Genomic DNA, 25,650 nt, shown 5'->3' on the forward strand with positions numbered 1-25,650 from the left:
ATGAAAAAGTTAGGTATGAAGTTGGTAGTGCTATTATTTTGCTGTAATGTTGCAGTGGGCGGATGGGGGCCGATTCTAAGCGTATCCGCTGTCGAGAGCAATAGCAGAGCGAGTGAATCGGTCGAAACATGGATGCCGGATCCCAATCTAAGAAAAGCCGTTGCTTATTATTTGGGTCAGATCGATCCCAATGATATAACCAAAGAAGCAATAGCTGATCTGGATATGCTGACCTTTGATCAATATACCTTAGATATACCTGAAGGTACGGTCGTTGATTTTACAGGTCTTGAGTATGCCGGGGAGCTGTTGGCCTTGGATAGTACGTATATCATTGCTGAAAATGTGCCCACTATTAAGGTGGCCGAAGATTCCTTTGTCTATGTGATGCCGAATGTGCTAAAAAAGCTGGAAAACTCCGGTAATGTTGCGCAGCTTCAAATTGGCACCAGGTATGGAGAAGGTGTTCCAGCAAGTGAACTTGTCGGATTAGGTGAATACATTCATCGATTGAATCCAACGAATTATCTGCGTATTTTTTCAAAAGACATGGCTGATTTTTCAGCGATTGGTATTCAGTCGGAGGCCCTGACCGAGATTTGGAGTGCCGAATTTGTGACGCAATCACAATTACAGCTGCCAGAATTAAGGGTGGAGCAAGGTCATACTGGTGAGGTTCAATACAAGCAGGAGACCCTCAAGGATTTCATGGGGAATTCCCTACTTTCAGCTGCAACGCATTCAGCACCAGGGATGGTCTGGTTTTTGAATGAGAATAAGGAAGAGATTGAGTATCCTTCTGTTGATTACACAGAGGAGGGGATGGTTTTTGAGGCTATTCCAGAAGAGGCTGCTTATGTTTTGGTTGAATTCATGCAGCTTCCTACTGCTTTATCCAACAGCATCAATACAAGGGCTTTAACCTATGCGACCTATACGCTAAGGGCATTAGTCCCAATAACAAGGTTCCAACCGGCAGCCGATGTGACAGTAAGGTATCATGACGAGGCTGGCGAGCAGATTGCTGATGAAGAGATATTAACGGGAAATATCGGAGAAGAATATATCTCTGAACAAAAGGTAATTGGCGGTTACACCTTTAAAGAGGTTCAAGGAAATCCCACGGGTCCATTCACAGCTCAGCCTCAAACAGTCACTTACGTATATACGAAGAATCCAGTACAAGCAGGAGATGTGACTGTAAAATACCAAGACACAGAAGGCAATCCGATTGCAGATGAAGAAATATTGACGGGAACTATCGGAGAAGAATATGTCTCTGAACAAAAGGTAATTGATGGTTATACCTTTAAAGAGGTTCAAGGAAACGCCACCGGCCCATTTACAGCTCAGCCCCAAACAGTCACCTATGTATATACGAAAAACACAGCTGAAGAATCAAGCGTGACTGTAAATTATCAGGATGAAGCTGGTAAGCCGATTGCTGACACAGTTACACTGTCAGGAAAAATAGGAGAAAAATATACCTCTGAACAAAAGAAAATTGCTGGCTATACATTTAAAGAAGTGCGGGGGAATGCAGCAGGAACATTTACCCCACAGGCGCAGACGGTTACTTATGTATACAGCCGATCAGCAGAAAAAGCCGCAACAGTGACAGCTAAATATCAAGATGAAGACGGTAAACGTATTTCTGATGATGTTGTGTTGACCGGAAATGCTGGAGAAGATTATAAAACGGAACAAAAAGAAATCGCTGGCTTCACCTTTAAAGAGGTGAAAGGAAATGCCGCTGGGAAATTCACAGACCAAGCACAGGAAGTCATTTATATCTATAAAAAGACATCTGCTGCCACAGGTGGTGTGACGAACACTGGAGGCAACAGCGGCACAACAGTTGTCCATTCAATCAATACGATCCATGGCGGGTATGGTAAAAACCTTCCCAATACGGGTGCAGATACAACGCTCTCTCATGCGATGACCTTAGCTGGCGTCACTTTGATGTTCAGTTTAGGCACCTGTCTGTTTGTTCTAAAAAGAAGAAAAAGATAGCAAAAACAGAAGAAGTCTCGACAAAACTGTCGGTGCTTCTTCTGTTTTGCTTTACTTAGAATCAGCGCGATAAATCTGATCAAATTGTTTGATGTGATGTTCTAAATAGACAATGTTTTCTTCCTCTAAATCAGGCCGAATATCGCTGCGCCGAATGAGAGAATTAAGCGGAGCATAGAAATGCATCGCAGTAGTATAAGGATCCGCTTTGATGAAGGTTCCTCGCTGAATTAAATCAGTAAATAAGGCAGTCAGGTATTTCATTGGAGAATCGAAGAACAATTCATTATACAAATCCCCAACATGCTGATGCATATGCTGTTCAGTGATCAGCAATTTTCGGAATTTAGAGGCTGTTTCATTTCTCAAATAAAACTTAAAGGCATCCACATACATTTTGGTCAAGTCCTCTACAGAGCTGTTTGTGTAGATGTCTCCCGCATCACCAGCTAAGGGTAAAGCGAAGGTGTTGTTTGCTTCTTTTAAAATGTCACACACCTCAAATAAGATAGTATCAAAGATTTCTTGCTTGCTCTTGTAATGGTTATACAGCGAACTATCTTTGATTCCTACTGCATGCGCGATTTCCTTCACCGATACGCCATCAAACCCATGTTCAGAAAAGAGTGTTAAGGCCTCTTGCCATATCCGTTCCTTGGTATTCTTTATAATCATTGCCTCCTTTGATCGTTTTGTAGAAAAAATATTTATTATAAAAAAATTAGTTCGGTAGTTTTTTTCAACAACAATTCAGTATTTGACGCTTTATATACAAACTATTAAACACATTTAATATCATATATACTAATATTTTTTTGCGTTGTCAATGGTCGGTGGATCGGGATTCAAATGTTTTATTTGATTGGGGATAATATTTATAACGTTGGTTATTTATTTGAGCGATACACTAGTAAGACATCAAAAAAGCATGGAACGACCGAAAATTGCGTCGTTCCATGCTTTATTTGCTGTTAACTATCTGGATAGAGTGCAGCCTCGATCTCTGTACGTTGCTCCGCTAAAAATGGCGGCAGTACAAAGCCTTTCCCTAAGCTGTCTAATGGCTCATCGATCGTAAAACCAGGGGAAAGAGTAGCGAACTCTATCCGATTTCCGCCTGGTTCACGAATATAAAGACTCTTGAAGTACCCACGAGAGACCATTTTTTCGATTTGCCAGCCTTGTTTCTCCGCTCTATGATAAAGCTCATTTAACTCCGTCTCATTCGCGACTGCAAAAGCGATATGATCGGCACTGCCGCGCCCCATTCGCGATGGCTCATCAGATTCGGTAGGCAAAATCTCGAAAAAGTCGGTCCCATTCAGATGGATACGCTGATCAACTGTCTTCCATCCAAGAAAGGTCTCAAAAAAAGTACTCGTTAATTTAGGCTCCCGAACGTGGATCTGACTAGAATTCAGCCCTAAGATCTGCTTCTCAGCGGGAATCTCATTGGCAACTTGGTAGGACAGTGCTAATGGCGGCTGATCCGTTTCCGTCAAAAGGATATCTACTTGATCCGCATCGAAAAAGCGCAATTGCCGATCCATTGAGGTGAAGGGTACTTGATAATGCTTCAGGCGTTCTTTCCAATAGGACAAACTATTGCGAGGCAGCTTCAGACCAATTGTTGAAATAAAATGTTGCTTCTCATAGCGATGCCCCAAGTGCGGCACGATAAAAAACGTAACGACACTGCCGGGAGTGCCTTGATAATCTCCGTAATAGTAATGGAGCATCCGATGATTTTCTTGATTGACTGTATTTTTCACAAATCGCAAACCTAGGATTTCCGTATAGAACCGGACATTTTCATGCCGATCCTTGGTCAATAATGAAATATGATGAAATGACGACATAAAGCCACCTTCTTTTACTTACTTTTTATTAGTATAGGTGAAGTATGATCGTTAGACAAGCCAAGCGACTTCTATTTCCAAAAGCATAAGTGACTCTTGGCTAAAGGAAATCAGAATAATGAAAACGCTGAGCATGGAATTTTACTTACAAATAGTAAGGTGTTAATGTGAACTCAAGGAAGCAATAAAAATTATTCGATTGATATCGTTTATTCAGGAGGAGTTACCATGACAGTTATTATTCCAACTTTTCAATTAAGCGCTGCTACGCACATTGGCAACGTGGCTTTGAAAGTAGCCAATTTAAAAAAAATGACTCGGTTTTATCAAGAAGTGATCGGGTTACAAGTAATAGATCAAAGCGCAGTCAAAAGCACCTTAGGAGTCGGAGAGACGGTATTACTAGAATTACATAAGGTACAGAATCCTCTACCAGTGACGCCTAAAACAGGGTTGTACCACGTAGCCTTTTTATTACCAAGTCGAAAGGATTTAGGAAATGCCCTGTTTCACTATTTAAATGTTAAGGCTCCTTTGATTGGTGCTAGCGATCACGGCTATAGTGAAGCCTTGTATCTAAATGATCCAGAAGGCAATGGTATCGAAGTCTATCATGACAAGCCTCAAAATGAGTGGGATATTCGTGAAGATGGCGAGATAGTTGGTGTGACTCTCGAAATGGATGCCGAAGGAGTGCTCGCTGCAGGTGATCGGACATGGACAGGATTTCCAATAGGATCAAGCGTTGGACACGTTCACTTGAAGGTAGCCGATCTACCACAAACGGAGAAATTTTTTACCGAAGTTTTAGGCCTGTCCTTGAAAAATAATTTTGGCAATCAAGCCAAATTCTTCGCTACCGGTGAGTATCACCATCATATCGGTTCCAATATCTGGTTAGGAAAAAACATTCCGGCGATGACTGATAAGGATTTAGGATTAGATTATTTTAGTTTCTCTGTGCCAAATCAAGCAGAGTTGGATCGCTTAGAAAATCACTGGAAAAATCAGATAGAATATACCAAAGATGAAACCGGCAGCTTGTGGGTCGTTGATCCGAATGGGATTACGATGAAGTTTGAAAGGTAGGCTTATCATCAGAAAATTTTGCTTGATTCGGGATTCCTGCATTTAGGGACTTCGCCCAAATACTAAATAGACCCAACCAGCACCTGCTCAGTCAGTGATTGACTGGCGCAATGACTAAGCCCACAAAAGGAAAAGTATACATTTTTTTTGAATAGGGTGAAAGTTTAAAATCATTCAATTTTACTACATGAAGTTAAGGATCAGATTTGTGTATAATTGCTTTATAGATTCTAATTCTATGGTTTGATCAAAGATTTTCGTAAAATATTTGAAGGTAGGTGTGTATCTTGGGATTAATCGATATTGCCAAAGAACTATCAAAAAACGCGCATCAAAATCAATTTGATAAAGCGGGGCAGCCGTATTATTTACATCCAGAAAAGGTTGCAAGTTTTGTTGAGACTGACATGGAGAAGGCGGTGGCTTATCTTCATGATGTGTTAGAGGACACCGAAACAACTGTGGAAGATTTTCGGAAAGCTGGAATTTCTGAGGAGGTTGTCGAGGCTGTTGTGTTGCTAACCCATAAGAAGGACGAGCCCTATTTTGATTACTTAAAAAAGGTGAAGCAAAATGACTTAGCAAGAGAAGTCAAACTAGCGGATCTAAAGCACAATTCGGATATTTCTAGACTTGAGAATCCAAGTGAAAAAGACTTTGAAAGACTGGAAAAATATAAGCGGGCTCGAAAATTCTTAATGGAATGAAATGTAAAAGATGAGACTATAAAATAAGTCATCGCCCCGCCCTTGAATTTCCCCCGTCTTAAAACAATCCTAGATTTTTCATGATATATTTATAGGGCATGGATAAACTATCTAGGAACGGGTGAGCCTATGGTGAAGATATTAATGGTTGAAGACGAGCAGGAAATCAGTGAGCTGGTTGTTTTCTATTTGAAAAATGAGAACTATGAAGTGATTTCTTGTACTAATGGACAGGAAGCTTTGGAAAAGATTCGCACACAGGAGTTCTCGATGGCGATTTTAGATGTGATGCTGCCGGACATTAGCGGTTTTGATATTTGTCAGGAGATTCGTAAGAAATATACTTATCCAATCATTATGCTGACAGCAAAAGGGGAAGAGATCGACAAGATCACAGGTCTGACTCTTGGAGCGGATGATTATATCACTAAGCCATTTCGGCCATTGGAGCTGGTTGCTCGGGTGAAGGCGCAGCTGAGAAGGGCGACTCAGTATAGTAATTTGGGTCGGAATGTTTTAACGGTAAAAGGGATAGAGCTGGATGTTGATAAGCGAAAGGTTTTTCTCAATGAGCAGGAGCTGTATCTGACACCAATCGAATTTTCGATTCTGCGTTTATTGATGGAGCGGCAGGATCAAGTGGTGAGCTCAGAGGAAATCTTTAAGGAAGTTTGGGGCGAAAAATACTACGTCAATTCTAATAATACGATTATGGTACACATCCGCCATTTAAGGGAAAAGATGCAGGACACCGGTGAAAAGTATAAGTACATTCAAACGGCCTGGGGCATTGGATACAAAATCTAACTCCTTAAGAGAACTTAAGATAGAAATAAGTGAATATTAAAAACTGGCTTTTCTATAGATGCTTAAATGTAGCTATAGGGAGGTCTTTTTTTATGAGAAAACAGTTTAGAATGTGGATGGTCTTTCTTTTACTACTATTTTTCGTGCTCGGTGGTGTACTTTTACAACGAGCAGGAAAAACGATGGGTGTCGCTGGAGTTTCAAAACCAGATGCAAGAATTTCATCGAAGCATTATTTATTGAAAGAGAGAAATGGATCGGAAATCTATCGGAAAGGTGAAAGGCAAAGGATTTCAATCGCTTCGCTGACGAAAATCATGACCGCCATCTGTATTATCGAAAACGTCGATGATTTTGAAGAGATCACTACTGTACCTCAAAGTATCTTTTTTGAGATTGAACAGAATAATCTAGCCACGGCTGGTCTGATTTCTGGCGAGGAAATCAATTATTGGGATTTATTGCATGGCATTATGTTGCCGTCGGGTTCAGACGCGGTAATGACCGCAGCTTTATCCCTTTGCGGCGATGAAGAATCCTTTGTGGAATTGATGAATGAAAAAGCCGCGCAACTTGGGATGACCGACACACATTTTACGAATCCAACGGGCTTAGATGAAGCCAATCATTATTCGACGGTCTGGGATATGATGATTCTTTTAGAGTACGCGTTAAAAAATGAATCTTTTTATCAGCTATTCACCTCATTGAATTATCAGGGGCAAACGACGAACTTGCATCCAGAAGGCAATTATTTCACCAGCAGTATGATTAGTCGTGGCGAGAGTCTGGAGCTTTCCAATGGAAGGATTATTGGCGGGAAGACCGGCTACACCTCAAAAGCGGGTCTGTGTCTGGCGAGCTTAGCCGAAATTGACGGCAAGGAGTATCTGCTGATCATCGCCGGCTGCAAAGGCAACGAGGAATCTAAACAGTTCAATGTGGTCGAGAGCCGTCAGTTGTATAACAGCATAAACTAATTGGGCAGCATCATTATTGTTTCCAATCCAAAAAAGCGCGCAGAATTTTCTACGCGCTTTCTAACGGCAAGGTGATCGTGAATTTAGTGAGTCCATTGTCGCTGGCGGCTGTAATCGTGCCTTGATGAGCCAAGATGATTTCTTTAGCGATCGCCAAGCCTAAGCCTGCGCCACCTGTTTTTGTTGAACGAGATTTGTCTAGACGATAGAATTTTTCAAAAATATTCGCCAATTGATTTTCTGGAATGGTGATTCCTTCATTTGAAATACTAAAGATCATATTCTCGGCATCGCTTGAGAGCCTCAAATGAATCGTTGAGTTTGTTGTTCCATAGTTCATCGCATTTTTCAGCAGGTTATTCAAGACACGAGCCAATTGCTCATTGTCTGCTAAGAGAGTAAATGATTCAGGACCATCGTAGGTCAGCGACTGATTCTTTTCCTTCAATAAAGGATAGAACTCATCCACCATCTGATTCAATAGAAAGACAAAGTCCAGCTTCTCTTTATACAGCTGGATATCATGAAGATTAAAGCGCGTGATATCAAAAAAGTCATCAATCAAGTGTTCCAATCGGGTCGATTTTTCCAGTGTGATGGCTAAAAAATGCTTCTTTTGTTCCTCGGTCAAATCCTCCGAATCGATCATCAAATTAAGATACCCAATCACAGACACTAAAGGAGTCCTCAAATCGTGAGCAAGATAAGTGATCAGGTCCTTTGTTCGTTGCGTCTCGCGTTTCAGCAGCAGTTCATTGTTTTCAATATCCGATTTGATCTTCAGCAATTCATTGTCGATCACGACCTCACCTGTCGAAGCAGCGGAAGGGTCTGAAAAAAATTGAGCGATCTTCCCAGCAAGCAGGTGAGTATTCTTAGCCATTTGGTTCCGATAAATCAGGTAGCTGGCAAGTGAGACGATAAAAATAATCGTAAGGGCAAAGAGAATCAGGAATAATTTTACTGTCGGCCAGTCGATATATTGCTGTCGATAGCCCTCTTCATCAGCAGTCGACTGAATCAGGACATTATAAAAACCATCAAGAATCGTATGATGCAGGTTGGTTCGAATAAAGAGAAAATACAGCCCGATGATCAGAGCGACACTCAATAAAATAAAGGAGAAGATACTTAGCTTTCGTCTCATTGGCTCCCGCCTTTCTAACGTGAGATTTTAAACTAAGTGTATCAAACAGACTGAGGATAAAAAAGTTGAGAAGTCTTAAGTTTTCTTCATTAATTCAATTTATTTTTAGTTTTGATCAGAACGCCAGGAATTGAACTTAACTTCATTTTTCTATTTTTTTCGACTGAATTTGAAGTTAAGTTCAAATTTAGTATGATTGAAGAAAATGATGAAGGAGGCGACCAATGTTTAAGCGACCATTTTACTTAGATCAAATCATTAAGTTTATAGATGAAATAAAAATTGAGTATATAGTGGATTGGCTGTTGAAAGGTGAAGAGAATAGTTAGATTTTCATAAAATGACTCTAGTAAAATGAACCCCGCTAAGAAAATTCTTGGCGGGGTCTTTGGTGGATACAATTCAGTCAATAATGCGAAGAAAGACTGGTAAATCAGTCTTTTGGGAATAAAGGTATTTTGTGCTTTTATTCCCGCTCTAAGTTTGCTAGTGATCATAAACCCTTTCATATCAAGGGTTTTGGCTATATCTAACAAGCTCGGCGGAATTCTGGCGGAACTTATTTTTTTACTGCATGATTTCCGTTGAAATTTATTCTTGTTTTTGGAGCGGTTTGTATCTGGATATTGCCAGACATGACATCAGCAATGGTTTCATCAATACCTGACCACATGTGCGAATAGTGCTTCAAGGTAATATCAGGACTTGAATGCCCCATGCGTTTTGACAAAATTAAAACAGAGACATTAAATTCATTGATTAAGTAAGAGGCATGAGAATGGCGTAGCCCTTTTGCTTGGATTCTTGGAACATTAGCAAATGTTGAGTAACGCTCAACGATTCTTGAGATTGTTGATTTGATCATTGGCATGCCATCGTAGCTAAAAATAAAATCATGAATACCCATTTCATTTTGTCGCTTTTTCCAGTCTTTTAAAATCTGGATCGTGTCATCATCTAGAGAAATGATTCGTTTACCATCGGCGGTTTTGGTGTAATTTTTACGCGTCCAATCATTTTTGCTTCGGATAAAAAGGGTGTGGTGAACTCGGAGACGTTTATTTTTAAAATCAATATCGTCCCACCATAAAGCAGTTCCTTCACTGACTCGAATACCAGTCATAAAATAGACCCAAAGCATTATAAAACATAGGTGTTCGTAAAAATCATCAATACAAATTTCCGCAATCACTTTTTCAAAGTCTTTTTTCGTCCAATAGGGTACGACTGCTTTCCCTTTTGGAATAGCCTTTACACGCTTCGAAATATTCGCCTCTAAAAATTGCATCTCAACTGCCATATCTAGACTCTTCCGAAACATCCCGAAAACGAGACTGGCATAAGCTTGCGAGTAACCAGCCCCTTTTGCTGAAAGTAACCATGTTCGAAATTGTTGAACATCTGCAATAGAGATTTCTCGGAGTTCTAAATGACCAAAGCGATCTCGCATGTTTTCCAGCGTTTTTTTGCGTACATAAAAGGTACTTTCTTCTACATCTGTTTCATAATAGGGAATGTAGACAGCATCCATAAAACGACCGTACGTCATGTGATAATCCGCATAACCATTTGTTGAGAGGGATTCATTTTTGACTCGGATCAGTTCTTTATGTGCTTGTTGGGCAGAAGTGAATTTCTTACCTTGTTGATTTTTTCGTCCTTTTTTTCGAATCTTTTTTCCTGTAATTCGATCTTTTCCTAAATAGACTTCATAATAAAATTGTCCATTTTTATCGACATAAACACCTGCATATTTAGTTTTTGCCAAGAGTGTTTTCCTCCAATTCTAGTTCACAGCCTAGAATTGATTCAACGATCTCTTTTGGCACTCGTCCTAAACGCTTATTATTATAAAACGGGTACCCTTTTTGTACCATAATTCTTTTCCCTTGTCTAATAAGCACCATGGCAGTGTGCTTGGAGAAGCCAATTTCCATCAAATCATTCTTCGTAATCATCTCTTTTATTATGATTTCCTCCTATTAAGACTAATTCCTTTACATCTATAGCATTAGTTGCAATACATATCATCGTTTGATTCTCCTTTAGTAATTTAAGTTGTTTCGTCATTTTTGAACTGCCTTGGAATCGGCACACAGGAATTTAACCTCTCCCTGTAGTTAGCAGCGAGACACGTTTTGAGTGTGAGTATCATTATAGTAAGTTGATGTCATGGTGTCTTGATTCTCCAAATCAAGACTAAGATCAGATATCTGTTCGCTCAGCGGAAGCTTCTTGGCGTATCTGTCTGATAACTCGATCAACTAACAATGTTGTCCAAAAATGAGTATTTGATTGTCAAAGAACTAAATTTTATCTTCGTATATAAACAAACTTGAACGGCTCATTTTTGAAACCATTACCAAATTCCTTAAAGGAATATTTAGATTAGATATGTATAAAAGCTATCTGAATGCAAAAACATGATCAGTTTGGGCTATGTGTCATACCTGATAGGGAGACTGATTAATGAATTGAAAATCACTAGTGATTAGAAAAAAACTTGATGTATGAAGTTATTAAAAGTGAAATAGCATTGAGAGATTTTCAAATAGATTCAAAAAAATTTGATTTTTTTTTTTTTCTCTATAGAATACAATTATCAAGTTCACTAGGCCTGTGTATACTACTATCAGAAAAAAAATAGATTGAATGGATCTGCTATTACAAAATTTAAAAATGAGTAAGGAGTAAGATAACTTGAAAAAAATAACGATTCGAGATGTTGCTAAATTAGCAAATGTCTCAGTGAGTAGTGTCTCACACGTTTTTAATCATTATGATGATATTAGTGAAGAGACAAAAAAGAAAGTATACGAGGCATCAAAAGAGTTGGGCTATGTACCAAATTCTGCGGCACGTAGTTTGTCTAGTAAGCAGTTGAAAACTGTTGCACTTATTTTAAGTGATATTAATGTTATTGCCAGAGGTGTGGCAATGCCTTTGGAAATAATCTCTGGTGTCAGTGATTATTTGGATGATACTGAGTATGAGTTCGTTTTCTATTCCACGAACTTGAAGAAACAGAAGGAAAAAACTTTAAGCCAATTTTGTAATGAACATAATATTTCAGGCGTGATAATACAAGGTTTAAGGACTACTGATCCTTATTATGAAGAATTAAAGCATTTCAATCTTCCTGTAGTGGCGATTGATTTGCATTTTGATAATGAGTCAATAGGAATTGTTAGTGTTGACAATGAGCGAGCTACCTATGAAATGACCAACGTTCTTCTTGGTAAAGGTTATCAAAATATTTTGTTTTTGAATGGTGATCCCAAAGCATCTGTATCCCATGAACGAGAATTAGGGTATAGAAAAGCTATAAAAAAACCCTCGGTTGTGTATGCTGATTATAGTGAAAAAAAAGCTTTTGATTTGGTATTCGATTTGTATGAGTCTAAAGAGCTTCTTAAGTATGATGTAGTTTTTGCTGCCAGTGATTTAATGGCTATTGGATGTTTGAAAGCATTAAAGGAATTAAATCTGATTAATCAAATAGCACTAGTAGGTTTTGATGATATTACATTAGCTTCTTATACAACACCGACGTTGACCACGGTTCGACAAGATGTTTTAAAAATAGCTCAAGTAGCTGCAGAGAATGTAATCGAACATATAGAAACAGGTATAGCTAAGCATTCACTAGTAGATTTTGAGTTAATTGAAAGAGAAAGCGCAAAAATTTTTTAAAAGTGGTTGACATTGGAAGCGGTTCAAAATATAATCCGAATATACCTAAAACGTTTTAGGGGTGATAAAAGTGAAATTACTGATTCTTATTCAAAGGGTTTTGGCAACTTTTATAGACTTGATTGTTATCTATATACCGGTGTATTTCTTGGTGAACATCATGGTAAAAGGTTTCTTTACCCCTGGGATTCTGACTGCTACACTTTTCGTGATTTATAATGTTTTAGCTATTCATTCCTTTCAAGGCCAGACGATTGGTAAGTATTTTGCAAAGATCAGAGTAAAAGATGTGGGAAGAAGTATTATGGAAGATAGTATACGTGAAGTGATAAAGCTTCTGTATTTCTTGCCGTTGTTAGGGGTTATAACGGGTGTATTAAGCTTATCCTGCTATTTTATTCGTGGAAGTTTTCTGCATGACATTATAGGGAAAAGCGAGGTGGTTATTCTTGGGTGAAATTCCAACACTCTCGCTTCTCTCAACCGTACTTGTTACAGTTGCGATTAGCTATTTCGTTGCGTGGTTTTATCGGAATCATTACAATCCTCAAAAGATGCTGATCGCCTATCTTGTTTATGCGCTCCCTTTAAGTATTTTAGGATATTTTTTACATCTAAATTTTATCTTAATTGTCGGTATTTACCTCTTTGGCGGAATCATCTTAATCTTTAGAAATAGTACCTATTTTAACCAGTAATTTTTTTTACAGTTCTCCTAAAACGTTTTAGGAAAAAGCAAAAGGAGTTTTTCTATGTTTAAAGCAGTTCTATTTGATTTAGACGGTGTCATTACGGATACAGCGGAATACCATTTTCTAGCTTGGAAAAAGTTAGGTGAAGAGCTGGGTATATCAATCAACAGAGAATTTAATGAACAATTAAAGGGAGTCTCAAGAGAGGAGTCCTTACAACGCATTCTAGCCTTTGGGTATAGGGAGCATGATTTTTCACCGAAAGAAATTACCACTTTGGCAAATCGTAAAAACGATAATTATGTTGAAATGATTCAAAAAGTTTCTTCAAAAGACGTTTATCCAGGCATTTTAAAATTATTACAGGATTTAAAAGCGATTAATATAAAAATTGCTCTTGCTTCAGCGTCCAAAAACGGTCCATTCCTTTTGGAAAGAATGGAATTGACAAGCTATTTTGATGTTGTTGCTGATCCTTCTAAAGTAGCGGCAGGAAAACCGGCACCAGACATTTTTCTTGCAGCAGCAAACGGAGTTGGTGTAGGAGCTGAGTACGCAATTGGTATAGAAGATGCTCACGCGGGAATCCAAGCAATAAAAGCTGCGGGTATTTTACCGATTGGAGTAGGTGATCCAGAAGTATTGGGAAATGATTTATCAATTGTTAAGGATACCAGTGAATTAACTTTAGAATATTTAAAAAATGCATGGAATACAAGGTAGAAAGAGGGACAAGATTTGACGAAAATGAATTATGTTAAAGAAAATCTTTGGCAAATTGAAGAAGTAGGTTTTGATAGTCGCTATTTAGGAAAAACAGAAAGTATCATGGCACTAGGAAATGGTTATCTTGGTAGTCGGAGTGCTACGGAAGAGCATTATACAACAGAGCGTCGAGATACTTTTGTAGCTGGTACATTTAATAAATTTGCTGAAAATGAAGTGAGTGAACTGCCGAATATACCTGATATGTGGTGGATGGATTTTATTATTAATGGTGAAATTTTTTCATTAGAAAAAGGAATAACGAGCAACTTCAGCAAGCGATTGAATCTAAAAAATGGCGAATTGATCCGAGAGTTTGATTGGGAGTTTGCTACAATAAAATTGCATTTTACTTTCCGTAGATTTGTTTCCAAAGCACGCCGGCATTATTTATCGAGTTTTGTAACAGTTGAAAATTTAACAGATATACCAATCAGTATTCAAATTCGTTCTGGTATCGACGGACAAGTGACAAATTCAGGCAGTCAACATTTTCATGAAGGAGAAAAGGGACTAGTAAATGGAAAGTATATTCAAATGATGCCACAAACGAATGAAAGTGAGATTGATTTTGTTTTTACAATCGGGCATCGACTCAATGCTAAAAATGTCAGTGAACGTATTGAAATGGGACGTCGTCAAATTTTTATGAATTATTTCTTTGATCTCCCGTCGAATAATTCAGCGACTATTGAAAAGCGAATGAGTGTGTATACTTCTATTGATAACGACATTTCAGATCATGAAATTTCTGAAATCCGGGAAACAGCAATATCAGAAATGGAAGCGCTTGAAGTCTTTTCTTTTGAAGAGTTATTGCAAGAATCAGCTGAAAAGTGGAGCGAGATATGGGAGAAGCATCCCATCGAGATTGAAACGGAGAATTTTAAAGATCAGTTAGCTATTCACTTTGCTAAATACCATTTACACATAATGACACCTGCTCATAATGAACACATGAATATTGGTGCGAAAGGTTTAAGTGGCGAGGGATATAAAGGGCACACTTTCTGGGATACAGAAATCTTTATGTTACCCTACTTTAACTTCACTCATCCAGAGATCGCGAAGAGCTTAGTTACTTATCGTTACTTAGGTCTGGACGGTGCACATAAAAAGGCAAGAAATAACGGTTATGAAGGTGCTCAATATCCATGGGAAGCAGCAAATCCAACAGATGGCGAAGTAACACCTGTTTGGGGTGCGGCAGATATTGTTACTGGGCAATCGACAAAAATTTGGTCAGGTTTTATTGAACAACATATCACCAGTGATGTGACCTTTGGAGTAAAGCAATATATTGATGTGACTGGAGATCAAGAGTTCACTGAACAAAAGGCATATGAAATTTTATTTGATACTGCAAAGTTCTGGGGCAGCCGTTTAGAATATAATACTGAAAAAGATTATTATGAAATCAAAGATGTAATTGGACCAGACGAATACAAAGAACACGTAAATAATAATGCCTATACAAATTATACCGCCCACTGGAATGTTACTTATGCGTTGAACCTGGCGAAAGAGCTTAAGGAACACGATCCAGAAACTTTTGAACGACTGAATCAAAAACTAGAATTAGATAATGTCCTAGCAGATTTAGCGAGAAAGGTGGATAAAATTTTTCTCCCACAACCAACGGATGAAGGGATTATTCCTCAAGACGATTCTTATTTATCAAAGAAAACTATTGATCTTACGAAATATAAATCAAAAGATGGCGTTGATGGGCTATTTCACGATTACAATTTAGAACAAGTAAATGAAATGCAAATCACGAAACAAGCGGATGTATTATTGCTCTTATATTTGTTTGAAGGTCTTTTTCCTCGAGAAATGAAATTAAAAAACTTTGAATACTATGAACCGAAGACGACTCACGATAGTTCACTGAGTTTATCGACGCATGCGATTCTATCAGCGGATCTTGGAAAATTAGATGAATCATATGAGTTTTTCGAAAAGGCTTGTAACATTGATATGGGTGAATACATGAAGTCTTCAGATGATGGAATACATGCTGGAAGTCTTGGAGGAATCTGGCAGATGATTGTCTTTGGATATGGCGGTGTTCGTATGATCGATGGAAAACTACGTATCGAACCGCATTTGCCGAAAGCATGGAATAAATTGACTTATGGATTTGATTATCATGGCGAATCTATCACTGTTGTTGTTATGAAGGAAGGCTTTGAGTTAACCAAAGAAGATAATGGAAACGATGTGGTGTTTTTCTCAAATGGAGAAGCATATACATTAAAAAATAAGCTGTCAATTTTATAGGAGGAAATTCAGATGAAGAAATGGAAAAAGGTATTAACATTAGGAGCATTGACACTTGCATCAATTACTTTGGTGGCTTGTGGAAATAAAACGGACAATGGCGCAGATGAGACTGATTTCAAAGATAAAACGTTGAAATTAGGTGTATGGGGCGGAAATGAATCAGAAGAAAAGACATTAAAATCTTTGATCGCTGATTTTGAAAAAGAAACTGGAGCAAGCGTCAAATTAAAAACGTATACAGACTATAACACGCAAATACAGACTGATCTAATCGGGAAAACTGCACCAGATGCTTTTTATGTAGACTCCTCTTATTTTCCATTTTTGGCTAGTAAAGGCGCGCTTGCACCGTTAGATAAAAAGACGTTTTCTTCTGATGAGTATTATAAAAACTTGACAGATGCTTTTACGGATGATGGAGAATTATACGGAATACCTAAGGATTTTTCGACATTAGCATTATATAAAAATACAAAAATGTTTGAAGACGTGGGAGTCGATCCTGAATCAGTTCCGACATCTTATGAAGAATTAACCACTTGGCTGCCAAGCTTCCAAGAAAAATTGGATGCCAAATATGGTGTGGGAAAAGTCAAAGCGATGAGCTATACAGATGAACTATCTCGTTCGTATCACTTGGCAGCACGCGCTGGGGCAAAGCCAATTAAAAACAACGGCAGACCAGATCTTGAAAATAAAAAAGTAGTTGATAATCTTTCGATCTTGAAAAAATTAATTGATACTAACGCTGTTGCAACACCACAAGAATTAGGTGCAGGCTGGAACGGTGAAGCTTTTGGAACAGGAAAAATCGCGATGATGGATGAAGGCAACTGGGTATATCAAACTTTGAAAGACGAGTTCAGTGATATTCAGTTCTCCGTTTCACCAATGCCTACTTATAAAGGTAAAGAAGGCGGTATGATGTTCACTGTTGGTTGGGGAAAATATGCTGGTACGAAGAGTTCAGCTTTAGCAGATGAATGGATTAAGTTCGCAACTGGAAAAAAAGCAATGACTAAATGGGTCGATGGAACAGGTACTTTACCTACACGGGAAGACGTAGCTACTACTGCTAAAATTAGTAAAAATGAAGACTTAAAAGTTCACTTAAATGCGGTCGATTATTCAACTGTTTGGCAGAATGGTACCAGCTTAGCAACAATCAATAAAGCGTATCAAAATTACTGGCCAGAAGTTTCTTCAGGAAAATCTAGTTTAGAGGACGCTATGAAAAAAGCTGATAAACAAGCAATTGACGATATCGAAAAATCAGAATAATTGAATAGGCAGGGGTTCAATTCCTCTGCCTACTATTTATTTAAACAAGCGGATGATAGTTGGAATAAAATAGGCGGTCCAAAGGAGGATGACATGGCAACAAAGGTAAGAAAGTCTAAAAGAGAGATCAATGAGATGTTGCAGGGGTATGCATTTATTACGCCAGCAATTTTAGTGCTATTGGTATTTTTTGTTATTTCGATTGTTTTTGCTATCTATTTATCATTCAATAAGGTGGATTTATTTACTGGAGAATACACATGGAATAATTTTGAGAACTATGTCAATATTTTTAAAGATCCTCGAAGTATCATCGCATTAAAAAATACAGCGACCTTTGCGTTATTCGTTGTACCAATCCAAACAATTATTGCTCTTGTAATGGCTTATGTGTTAGCAAGTCGTGATGTCAAAGGAAAGAAAGTTTTTAGAATGGTATATTTTCTACCGACTTTGACCAGCTCAAGCGCGTTGACAATCATTTTCATGTTCCTCTTCAACATCAATGGGCCAATTAACAATTTTCTGATGAATCTTGGATTGTATCAGACACCGATAAACTTCTTACAAGAACCTACTTACGCTTTAAAGGTGATCATGGCGATGAATATTTGGTCGACTGTTCCATATTTTATGACGATTTATTTAGCTTCTTTAGTTGATCTACCCTATTCATTGTATGAAGCAGCAGAAATTGATGGAGCCAATGCGTTGGAGAAACTAAGATTCATTACTATTCCGTATCTTCGTCCAATTACGACTTATGTTTTATTGACAGGGATTATCGGAACTTTCCAGATGTTTGATCAAGCTTATATTTTCAGTAACGGTAGTGGTGGTCCGAATAATTCAACATTGACACTTAGTCTTTTGATCTATCAGAATGCTTTTGGTCAGATGCCTACTATGGGATTTGCAGCGGCTTTGGCAGTAATTTTATCAATTATCATTTTTATGGTCAGCCGAATTGCTGAGAAATTGAATGGAGGGAACTAATGAAAAAGACGGGTAAACAAAAATTTTTGAAGATTTTACTTTATGTCATTATGATCTCGTACGCGCTGATCACTTTTTATCCATTCATTTGGGCAGTTGCCGCAAGTTTCAAACCATTAAAAGAAATCGTTTCTGGAGGAATGAGTATTTTTGGAGGTGATTTCACACTTGCCAATTATGAGTATATTTTAGGTCGAAGTGAAAACTTTCCACGTTGGTTTATGAACTCATTAATCGTATCGATCATTGGGACTGCAATAAATTTATTTTTGAATACGATGGCAGGTTATGCGTTGGCGCGGATTAATTTCCCAGGACGCGAACGAATCTACTGGGGGATGTTAGCCATGCTAATGGTGCCAGCCCAAGTATTATTAATTCCGAATTATTTAATTATATCCAGTTTAGGGATGAAGGATACATTTGCAGCGTTGATTTTACCAGCGGCGATCAATATCGGGAATATCTTTATGATGCGTCAGTTCTTTTTGAGTTTTCCAAAAGATGTGGAAGAAGCGGCAACAATCGATGGACTTTCACGAACAGGAACTTTTTTCAGAATCGTTATGCCATTAGCTAAGCCAAGTATTTCTACACAGGCAGTATTTGTTTTCATGAGCTTTTGGAATGAATTCTTAAAACCCATGTTGTATATGACGACACCGTCAAAGTACACGTTGACGTTGGGACTTCAAACCTTTAAATCACAAAATGCTGGACAACGTTGGGATCAAATCATGCCAGCTAGTATTATCTCCATTGTACCGATCATTATTTTGTATATCATATTTAATAAATATTTCCTACAAGGTGTCCGAATGGACGGAGAGAAATAGGAGAAGCAGACAGACTATGAAAGATTTTATTTTAACGCTAGACGACATAGGAAATAAATCCGTTCAAAACATCGAGACGCTATTTGCTCAAGCAAACGGAACTTTAGGAGTACGTGCAAGTCTTCCTATTCGAACAGGAGAAAGTACACCTGGGACATTTTTGAATGCCTTTTATGAGAGTCACGACATTGTTTATGGTGAGAATGCCTACGGCTATGCAAAGCAACATCAAACGATGGTAAATCTATTTGATTTGCGAAGCATCGAGTTAATGATTGATGGTAAAAGTGAGTTTTTGTTGAGTGATCAATCAGTTGTATTAGATATGGAAAAAGGACTATTGTTTGAGAGTTATATTTATGAAACTGGTGATGGAAAAAAATTTGAATATCTGCTTGAGAGTTTTGCTAGTCACTCTGAACGAAGCGTGTATGCTCAAAAAATTCAAATAAAGGCACTCAACTTTTCAGGAGTAGTTAAGCTGGTCAAAAAAGGACGGCCGGTCTCTGTTAAAAAAGGAGAGGCGTTTGATCCCCGTATTAAAAATTCGAGCACTGAGTTGATTCAAGAAGGAAATAAATATACTACGCAAAATAGTAGGCTAAGTATCTATGTGAAATTTGATTCTCTTTCAGAAGAACGTAGACTGAATGAAGGAGAGTCGATTTCTTTTACTCAGCTTTATCACATTTCTCGTGAAAATCATTTTTCTTCACTCAGTTATGATGAGTTAAAAAATAAACAGGTCGAGATATTTGCTAATTTCTGGAAGAGTTCAGATATTGAAATTGAAGGAAACACTCGTTTGCAAAAAGGAATTCGTTTCAATATGTATCATCTATTCAACTCTGCTGGACGTGATGGAGCTAGTAATTTTTCTGCCAAAGGCTTAACTGGTGAAGGATATGAAGGACACTACTTTTGGGACACTGAGATGTACTTACTGCCCTTTTTTATCTATACACAACCAGAAATAGCAAAAAGTTTATTAAGCTATCGAGTGAGTATTTTGCCAAAAGCACAAGCTAGGGCAAAAGAGTTAGGGTTTCAAGGAGCACTTTTCGCTTGGCGGACGATTAATGGAGAGGAAACATCCGCCTATTATCCAGCAGGAACTGCACAAGTTCATATCAATGCTGACATCGCATATGGCTTTGAGTTATTTGAGAAAGTTACTGGAGATACAGATTTCATTGAGGAAAATAGTACTTTGATCTTTGAAACAGCTAGATTTTGGTTGGATTACGGTTTTTACTCTAAACGGGGATTTGAGATCCACGAGGTCACAGGACCTGATGAATATACTGCTTTAGTGAACAACAATTACTATACAAATAAAATGGCACAAAATAATCTTTTCTATGCAGCAAGACTAGCTAATCGATTAAAGTCAAATGAAGATGAAGCGAAATATTGGTTTAATGCTGCTGAAAATATGTATTTTGGTTTTGATCAGGAATTACAGATTATTCAACAGGATGATAGCTTCTTAACTAAAGAACCGTGGGACTTTGTGAATACGCCAAAAGAGAAGTATCCATTGTTGCTACATTATCATCCAATGAAGATATATAAACATCAAGTATTGAAGCAAGCAGATACGATCTTAGCTCACATGTTATTTGATGAGTCGCAAGAACAAGTTAATCGGGATTTTGCTTTTTATGAACCTTTGACTACACATGATAGTTCATTATCGAGAACCGTTTATGGTGTTGTCGCTAGTAAACTTGGACGTAGTGAGTTGGCTTATAGATTTTTCAAAGAAGCTGCCATAATGGATTTGGAAGATTCTCAAGGAAATGCGAGTCATGGAATTCATGCTGCAAACATGGGCGGTTCATGGTTAGGACTAATTTATGGTTTTGCAGGACTTTCATACGAAAATGGGGAGATCAAGACTAATAATAATTTACCTAAAGAAATAAAATCAATGAAGTTTACGATAACGATTCAAGGAGAAAAGAAGCATATCATTATCGAATAAATATTAGAAAATGAGGGATAAAAATGACTACAATGACTCTGTCGCATATCTATAAAAAATACCCGAAAAACGAGAATTATTCTGTCGATGATTTCAATTTAGAGATTTCAGATGGTGAGTTCATCGTATTTGTAGGACCGTCAGGTTGTGGGAAATCAACGACTTTAAGGATGATTGCAGGCCTTGAAGATATTACAGAAGGAGAGTTCAGGATAAACGAAGCTGTGATGAATGATACGCCGCCAAAGGATCGAGATATTGCTATGGTCTTCCAAAATTATGCGTTATATCCACATATGACGGTGTTCCAGAATATGGCTTTTGGGCTAAAACTTCGTAAATATCCAAAAGAAGAGATCAAAAGACGGGTAGAGGAAGCGGCAGAGATTTTAGGATTAACTAATCTATTAGAACGAAAACCTGCTGATATGTCAGGGGGACAACGCCAGCGCGTAGCAATGGGACGGGCGATTGTTCGTGATGCAAAAGTGTTCTTGATGGATGAACCACTTTCCAATTTAGATGCAAAATTGCGTGTTCAGATGCGTGCGGAGATCGCAAAGATTCATCAACGCATCGGAGCAACGACTGTTTATGTGACACATGATCAGACCGAAGCAATGACATTGGCAAGTAGAATCGTTATTATGAACGATGGAAAAATTCAACAAGTAGGAACACCGCAGGAATTATATAATCATCCGGCTAATAAGTTTGTTGCTGGATTTATCGGGAGTCCAGCAATGAATTTCTTTACTGTGACATTTGATGGTGAGCAAATCTCAAATAGACAAGGTTTAGATTTGAAAGTACCTGAAGGTCAAGCAAAATTACTGAAAGAGAAAGGATATGTCGGAGAAGAAATAGTATTTGGTATTCGTCCAGAAGATATTAATTCTGAGGCATTAGCGATTGATACCTATATGGATAGTACAGTCGAAGCACAAGTAATTGTTTCCGAGCTTTTAGGGCATGAGTCGATGCTCTATTCAACGATTGGTAATACAGAGTTTATCTCCAAAGTTTCTGCACGGGACTATCACAAGCCAGGAGAAACGATAAAACTTGCTTTTAATGTTAGCAAAGCTAGCTTTTTTGATAAAGACTCGGAAGATGTGATTTCGTACTAGGAATGACCAAATGTTTTAATTCAAAAAAGCGCTTGAATAACGATGATAGCGAACTGCAAAGGAGTCAATGGAATGACAATTGAGAATAAAGCGATGCTAATTACGTATGCAGACAGCTTGGGGAAAAACTTAAAAGAGTTAACCCAAGTGATGGAAAACCATTTTAGTCAAGCGGTAGGTGGTGTACATTTGTTGCCCTTCTTTCCTTCAACAGGTGATAGAGGTTTTGCCCCTAAAGATTATTCGGTTGTCGATCCTGCATTTGGTACATGGAAAGAAGTGGAAGATCTAGGAGAAAAGTACTATTTAATGTTTGATTTTATGATCAATCATATTTCTCGCGAGTCGTTCTTTTTCCAAGATTTTAAGCAAAAACACGATGAGTCAAAGTATAAAGAAATGTTCATTCGAATCAATCAATTCTTTCCAGAAAATCGACCAAGCCCAGAAGATATTGATCTTATCTACAAACGTAAAGACAAGGCCCCTTTTCAAGAAGTTTGTTTCGCTAATGGATGTACCGAAAAAGTCTGGAATACTTTTGGAGAGGAACAAATTGATTTAGATGTCACTAAAGCAGTTACGAAGGAGTTTATTCGTAATACGATCAAGGATATGGCTGCACATGGTTGTTCATTGATCCGTTTGGATGCCTTTGCTTATGCTATCAAGAAATTAGATACGAATGATTTTTTCATTGAACCGAACATCTGGGAACTGTTAGATGAAGTTCGCATGGAAGCTGAGAAGTATGCGATTGAATTGCTGCCGGAGATCCATGAGCATTATTCGATCCAATTCAAAATCGCTGATCATGACTACTTTATCTATGATTTTGCGTTGCCGATGATTATGCTACATGCACTATATAGCGGAAAAACAGAGCAGCTTGCAGCTTGGCTAAAACAAAGTCCTATGAAGCAATTCACTACACTAGATACTCATGATGGAATTGGAGTCGTGGATGCTAAAGATTTATTGACAGATCAAGAGTTAGACTTTACTTCTGAAAAGCTTTATGAAGTTGGAGCGAATGTCAAAAAAATATATTCATCTGCTAGCTATAACAATTTGGACATTTATCAAATCAACAGTACTTACTACAGCGCTTTGGGTGAACAGGATGACAGTTATTTACTCGCACGTGTCCTACAAATTTTTGCACCAGGTATTCCTCAGATTTATTATGTCGGATTGCTTGCAGGAAGAAATGATATTCAGTTATTAGAGGAAACAAAGGAGGGGCGGAACATCAATCGTCATTATTATGATATTGAAGAGATTGCAGAAGAAGTTCAGCGCCCAGTGGTGAAGAAGTTGCTGGAACTGTTAGAATTTCGGAATAAGGAGCTAGCTTTTGATTTGAATGGATCAATCGAAGTAAATACACCGTCTGAGCACACAATCGAGATTGAACGTAAAAACCATGCAAAAACTGAAAGTGTAAAGTTAATTGCAGACTTGAGTTCAAAGAAATTCTCAATTTATAAAAATGATCAACAATTTTCATTTTAAAATACAAATTGTTTACTGAACTAAATAATGGACAAATTTGTTTTTCATCAGTGCTGGCAATTTGTTAGAAATGGGAAAAAAATTTATTTATTTCCCATAAGAAAAACAGGAGAGAAACGTTGAAATTTCAACGATTATAGAGATTAATCAAGTATAAATTTAGTAGTTACTACCCCCCTAGTTAGATACTGGGGGTTAATACTTTGTGACGCGCTACGCGCGCCACAAAGACGAGCTTCTCAGCTCGCCGCTTAGCACTAAGGTGCAGCGCCGAGCTGAGGGCTCGATGAATTGAATTAACGCAACTAATTGTAACAATTATTTCATCTTATTCTCCAATTTGTCTTTTTCATTCAATTCAATAGCTTTTGCTAGTCGCTCAGTTAGCTTGGGAATATTCCCAGCATTCTTGATTCCTATTTTTAAGATTTCAACTTCATCCGAGAAACGCTTTTGTTTTCGATAAAGAATCCCTAGTTTTTCATAGAGAGCTGGTGCATCAAAATTTGCCTTTACTGAACGCAGTAACCATTCTTCTGCATCTTTCAAATTTCCTTCTTTATATAATTCTATTCCTCTCATTTCTTCATCAAAACCATCGGAAATTGCCTCTTTGGATAATAGTATCCGCTCCTTTAATGATAATCCATCATTTGGAGTATATATTTCATCCTTCTTTTTAGTATCTTTTGCTTCTTTTTTCGGGTGTTTATTTGGCTTCTTTTTTCTAAGTTCAGCTAGTTCGACTTTAGTTTTTTCGTGGGCTTCCTTTATTAATAAGTAAAAATCTGAATGTATTTTGGAAGAAAGAATCAAATTAGGATATTGAAATTCTCGCTCTGGAATAGAGGTATTGGCTAACATCAACCTAATCAATTCCTTAGTGTCTATTTTAATAGCTTTATCCAAGATATATTCATCTCGTCCATACTTTTTTTGCAATAACTTTTTAAGATTATTACTGAACAATTCTGGATCAGATTTAATATATCTTTGGTTCGAGAAACCAACCGCTTTTGCCATCACCATTAAATCTTCGGGACTAAAACTACCAATGAATGATCCTTTTACTAAAAATAAAAGTTCAGGTTTAAGATAATTAAGATTAATTTTGTACAAAATTGAAGGATCTTTCGTTTTCATTGCTGCAAAAATCAGAGCATCGTTTGAGTAACTCAAAAAGGATTTATTTGTATGATAATGCTGGAGTTTAACAATCATATCAATTGATTCAGCAAATTTTCGATTCATATAAATGTTTCTTTCCAATCCGTAGTAAAAAACAAAAACGTAACCGATATCAATAGGATTAGTAATGTCTGTTAAAAATGATAAGTATTTGAAACGTTGTTCAGGTGACATTTCAGAATAGGAAGGGTAGTAACCTAAAGGAATTTCGTTTCCTTGCCGAACAGGTAAAGAGGTAGTGATTTCTGATGGTTCAAAATCACTACTCAACTCAAAAGAGATGGGACCATTTTGAGTTTTGTTCCAAACTGTAGGTTTATCAGAAATGAACAGCAAATCTTTTACATCTGAAGGTATTGAGTTTGTATAAACTGCTATCTTATTTCCTCTATGTTTCTTTTGCTTATTAGAATTGTTATCCTTTTTAAAAAAATTAAATAACCCCATAGTATTCTCCTTTACATTTTTACATAGTCAAAATAAGTATAACAAAGACTTAGATAGTAAAAATGAATCTAGAAGATTTTGAATCAACAAATTTATGGAATGTAGAATATAAAAAAGAGATATCATCTAAGACGATATCTCTTCAAGTAAACCAGACTTTGTTATCTTAAAATCCCTGGCGGAATTTTGGCGGACAACTTTGTCAGTTTATATGGTTTTTACCCGTTTC

The 25,650-nt window shown here is 37.6% G+C and carries 22 protein-coding genes; 16 read left to right on the plus strand and 6 right to left on the minus strand.

Going from position 1 to position 25,650, the window contains the following annotated elements:
- Positions 1–2,016: a MucBP domain-containing protein gene (locus JZO85_RS03660; RefSeq protein WP_207107163.1), complete on the plus strand. Its 2,016-nt coding sequence runs from the start codon at positions 1–3 to the stop codon at positions 2,014–2,016.
- A 51-nt stretch (positions 2,017–2,067) separates the two neighbouring features.
- On the opposite strand, the gene JZO85_RS03665 is transcribed toward JZO85_RS03660, so the two are convergent.
- Entirely contained in the window at positions 2,068–2,691 is a 624-nt protein-coding gene (locus JZO85_RS03665; protein WP_207107164.1) for a TetR/AcrR family transcriptional regulator, read from the minus strand.
- A gap of 296 nt (positions 2,692–2,987) precedes the next feature.
- On the minus strand, positions 2,988–3,875 hold the full coding sequence (locus JZO85_RS03670; RefSeq protein WP_207107165.1) for a VOC family protein: 888 nt from the start codon (positions 3,873–3,875) through the stop codon (positions 2,988–2,990).
- A 228-nt stretch (positions 3,876–4,103) separates the two neighbouring features.
- On the opposite strand from JZO85_RS03670, the gene JZO85_RS03675 reads away from it, so the two are divergent.
- From JZO85_RS03675 to JZO85_RS03690, 4 genes are all read left to right on the plus strand, one after another.
- The gene (locus tag JZO85_RS03675) at positions 4,104–4,964 is read left to right on the plus strand and encodes a VOC family protein (protein ID WP_207107166.1); all 861 of its coding nucleotides are present in this window, start codon (positions 4,104–4,106) and stop codon (positions 4,962–4,964) included.
- A 287-nt stretch (positions 4,965–5,251) separates the two neighbouring features.
- Positions 5,252–5,671 carry a GTP pyrophosphokinase gene (locus tag JZO85_RS03680; RefSeq protein ID WP_242550196.1) on the plus strand — a complete coding sequence of 140 codons (420 nt, stop codon included), beginning with the start codon at positions 5,252–5,254 and terminating at the stop codon, positions 5,669–5,671.
- Between the two features lie 129 nt (positions 5,672–5,800).
- Entirely contained in the window at positions 5,801–6,478 is a 678-nt protein-coding gene (locus JZO85_RS03685) for a response regulator transcription factor (protein WP_207107167.1), read from the plus strand.
- Between the two features lie 92 nt (positions 6,479–6,570).
- Positions 6,571–7,458: a D-alanyl-D-alanine carboxypeptidase family protein gene (locus JZO85_RS03690; RefSeq protein WP_207107168.1), complete on the plus strand. Its 888-nt coding sequence runs from the start codon at positions 6,571–6,573 to the stop codon at positions 7,456–7,458.
- Positions 7,459–7,507: 49 nt separating this feature from the next.
- Here the strand turns inward: JZO85_RS03690 and JZO85_RS03695 are convergent, their stop codons facing one another.
- The 3 genes from JZO85_RS03695 to JZO85_RS03705 all read right to left on the minus strand — a co-directional run bounded on the left by JZO85_RS03695 (position 7,508) and on the right by JZO85_RS03705 (position 10,563).
- Positions 7,508–8,605 (minus strand): sensor histidine kinase, encoded by a 1,098-nt coding sequence (locus JZO85_RS03695; RefSeq protein ID WP_207107169.1) that lies wholly within the window; start codon positions 8,603–8,605, stop codon positions 7,508–7,510.
- Positions 8,606–9,164: 559 nt separating this feature from the next.
- The gene (locus tag JZO85_RS03700; protein WP_207107170.1) at positions 9,165–10,373 is read right to left on the minus strand and encodes a tyrosine-type recombinase/integrase; all 1,209 of its coding nucleotides are present in this window, start codon (positions 10,371–10,373) and stop codon (positions 9,165–9,167) included.
- On the minus strand, positions 10,360–10,563 hold the full coding sequence (locus tag JZO85_RS03705; RefSeq protein WP_207107171.1) for a DUF3173 domain-containing protein: 204 nt from the start codon (positions 10,561–10,563) through the stop codon (positions 10,360–10,362). The genes JZO85_RS03700 and JZO85_RS03705 overlap by 14 nt, the downstream gene beginning before the upstream one ends.
- Positions 10,564–11,305: 742 nt before the next feature.
- On the opposite strand from JZO85_RS03705, the gene JZO85_RS03710 reads away from it, so the two are divergent.
- The 11 genes from JZO85_RS03710 to gtfA all read left to right on the plus strand — a co-directional run bounded on the left by JZO85_RS03710 (position 11,306) and on the right by gtfA (position 23,786).
- Complete coding sequence (locus JZO85_RS03710; RefSeq protein ID WP_207107172.1) at positions 11,306–12,298, plus strand: LacI family DNA-binding transcriptional regulator; 993 nt, start codon at positions 11,306–11,308, stop codon at positions 12,296–12,298.
- A 70-nt stretch (positions 12,299–12,368) separates the two neighbouring features.
- A complete protein-coding gene (locus tag JZO85_RS03715) occupies positions 12,369–12,755 on the plus strand; it encodes an RDD family protein (RefSeq protein ID WP_207107173.1) in 387 nt (128 codons plus the stop codon).
- Positions 12,748–12,996: a hypothetical protein gene (locus JZO85_RS03720; RefSeq protein ID WP_207107174.1), complete on the plus strand. Its 249-nt coding sequence runs from the start codon at positions 12,748–12,750 to the stop codon at positions 12,994–12,996. The genes JZO85_RS03715 and JZO85_RS03720 overlap by 8 nt, the downstream gene beginning before the upstream one ends.
- Before the next feature lie 54 nt (positions 12,997–13,050).
- The gene (pgmB, locus tag JZO85_RS03725) at positions 13,051–13,713 is read left to right on the plus strand and encodes a beta-phosphoglucomutase (protein WP_207107175.1); all 663 of its coding nucleotides are present in this window, start codon (positions 13,051–13,053) and stop codon (positions 13,711–13,713) included.
- A 24-nt stretch (positions 13,714–13,737) separates the two neighbouring features.
- Entirely contained in the window at positions 13,738–16,038 is a 2,301-nt protein-coding gene (locus tag JZO85_RS03730; protein ID WP_207107270.1) for a glycoside hydrolase family 65 protein, read from the plus strand.
- A gap of 12 nt (positions 16,039–16,050) precedes the next feature.
- Positions 16,051–17,322 carry a sugar ABC transporter substrate-binding protein gene (locus JZO85_RS03735; protein WP_207107176.1) on the plus strand — a complete coding sequence of 424 codons (1,272 nt, stop codon included), beginning with the start codon at positions 16,051–16,053 and terminating at the stop codon, positions 17,320–17,322.
- A 93-nt stretch (positions 17,323–17,415) separates the two neighbouring features.
- A complete protein-coding gene (locus tag JZO85_RS03740; RefSeq protein WP_242550197.1) occupies positions 17,416–18,318 on the plus strand; it encodes a carbohydrate ABC transporter permease in 903 nt (300 codons plus the stop codon).
- Positions 18,318–19,154 (plus strand): carbohydrate ABC transporter permease, encoded by an 837-nt coding sequence (locus JZO85_RS03745; protein ID WP_207107177.1) that lies wholly within the window; start codon positions 18,318–18,320, stop codon positions 19,152–19,154. Before JZO85_RS03740 ends, JZO85_RS03745 begins: the two co-directional genes overlap by 1 nt.
- Before the next feature lie 16 nt (positions 19,155–19,170).
- Positions 19,171–21,141, plus strand: a complete 1,971-nt coding sequence (locus JZO85_RS03750) for a glycoside hydrolase family 65 protein (protein WP_207107178.1) — start codon at positions 19,171–19,173, stop codon at positions 21,139–21,141.
- Between the two features lie 23 nt (positions 21,142–21,164).
- On the plus strand, positions 21,165–22,271 hold the full coding sequence (locus JZO85_RS03755; RefSeq protein WP_207107179.1) for an ABC transporter ATP-binding protein: 1,107 nt from the start codon (positions 21,165–21,167) through the stop codon (positions 22,269–22,271).
- Between the two features lie 72 nt (positions 22,272–22,343).
- Entirely contained in the window at positions 22,344–23,786 is a 1,443-nt protein-coding gene (gene gtfA, locus JZO85_RS03760; protein WP_207107180.1) for a sucrose phosphorylase, read from the plus strand.
- Positions 23,787–24,104: 318 nt separating this feature from the next.
- Here the strand turns inward: gtfA and JZO85_RS03765 are convergent, their stop codons facing one another.
- Positions 24,105–25,421, minus strand: a complete 1,317-nt coding sequence (locus JZO85_RS03765) for a TerB N-terminal domain-containing protein (RefSeq protein ID WP_207107181.1) — start codon at positions 25,419–25,421, stop codon at positions 24,105–24,107.
- Positions 25,422–25,650 lie beyond the last annotated feature (229 nt).

Origin of the sequence: Candidatus Enterococcus murrayae, from assembly GCF_017315985.1 — a bacterium.
In the GTDB taxonomy this organism is placed as follows: domain Bacteria; phylum Bacillota; class Bacilli; order Lactobacillales; family Enterococcaceae; genus Enterococcus_A; species Enterococcus_A murrayae.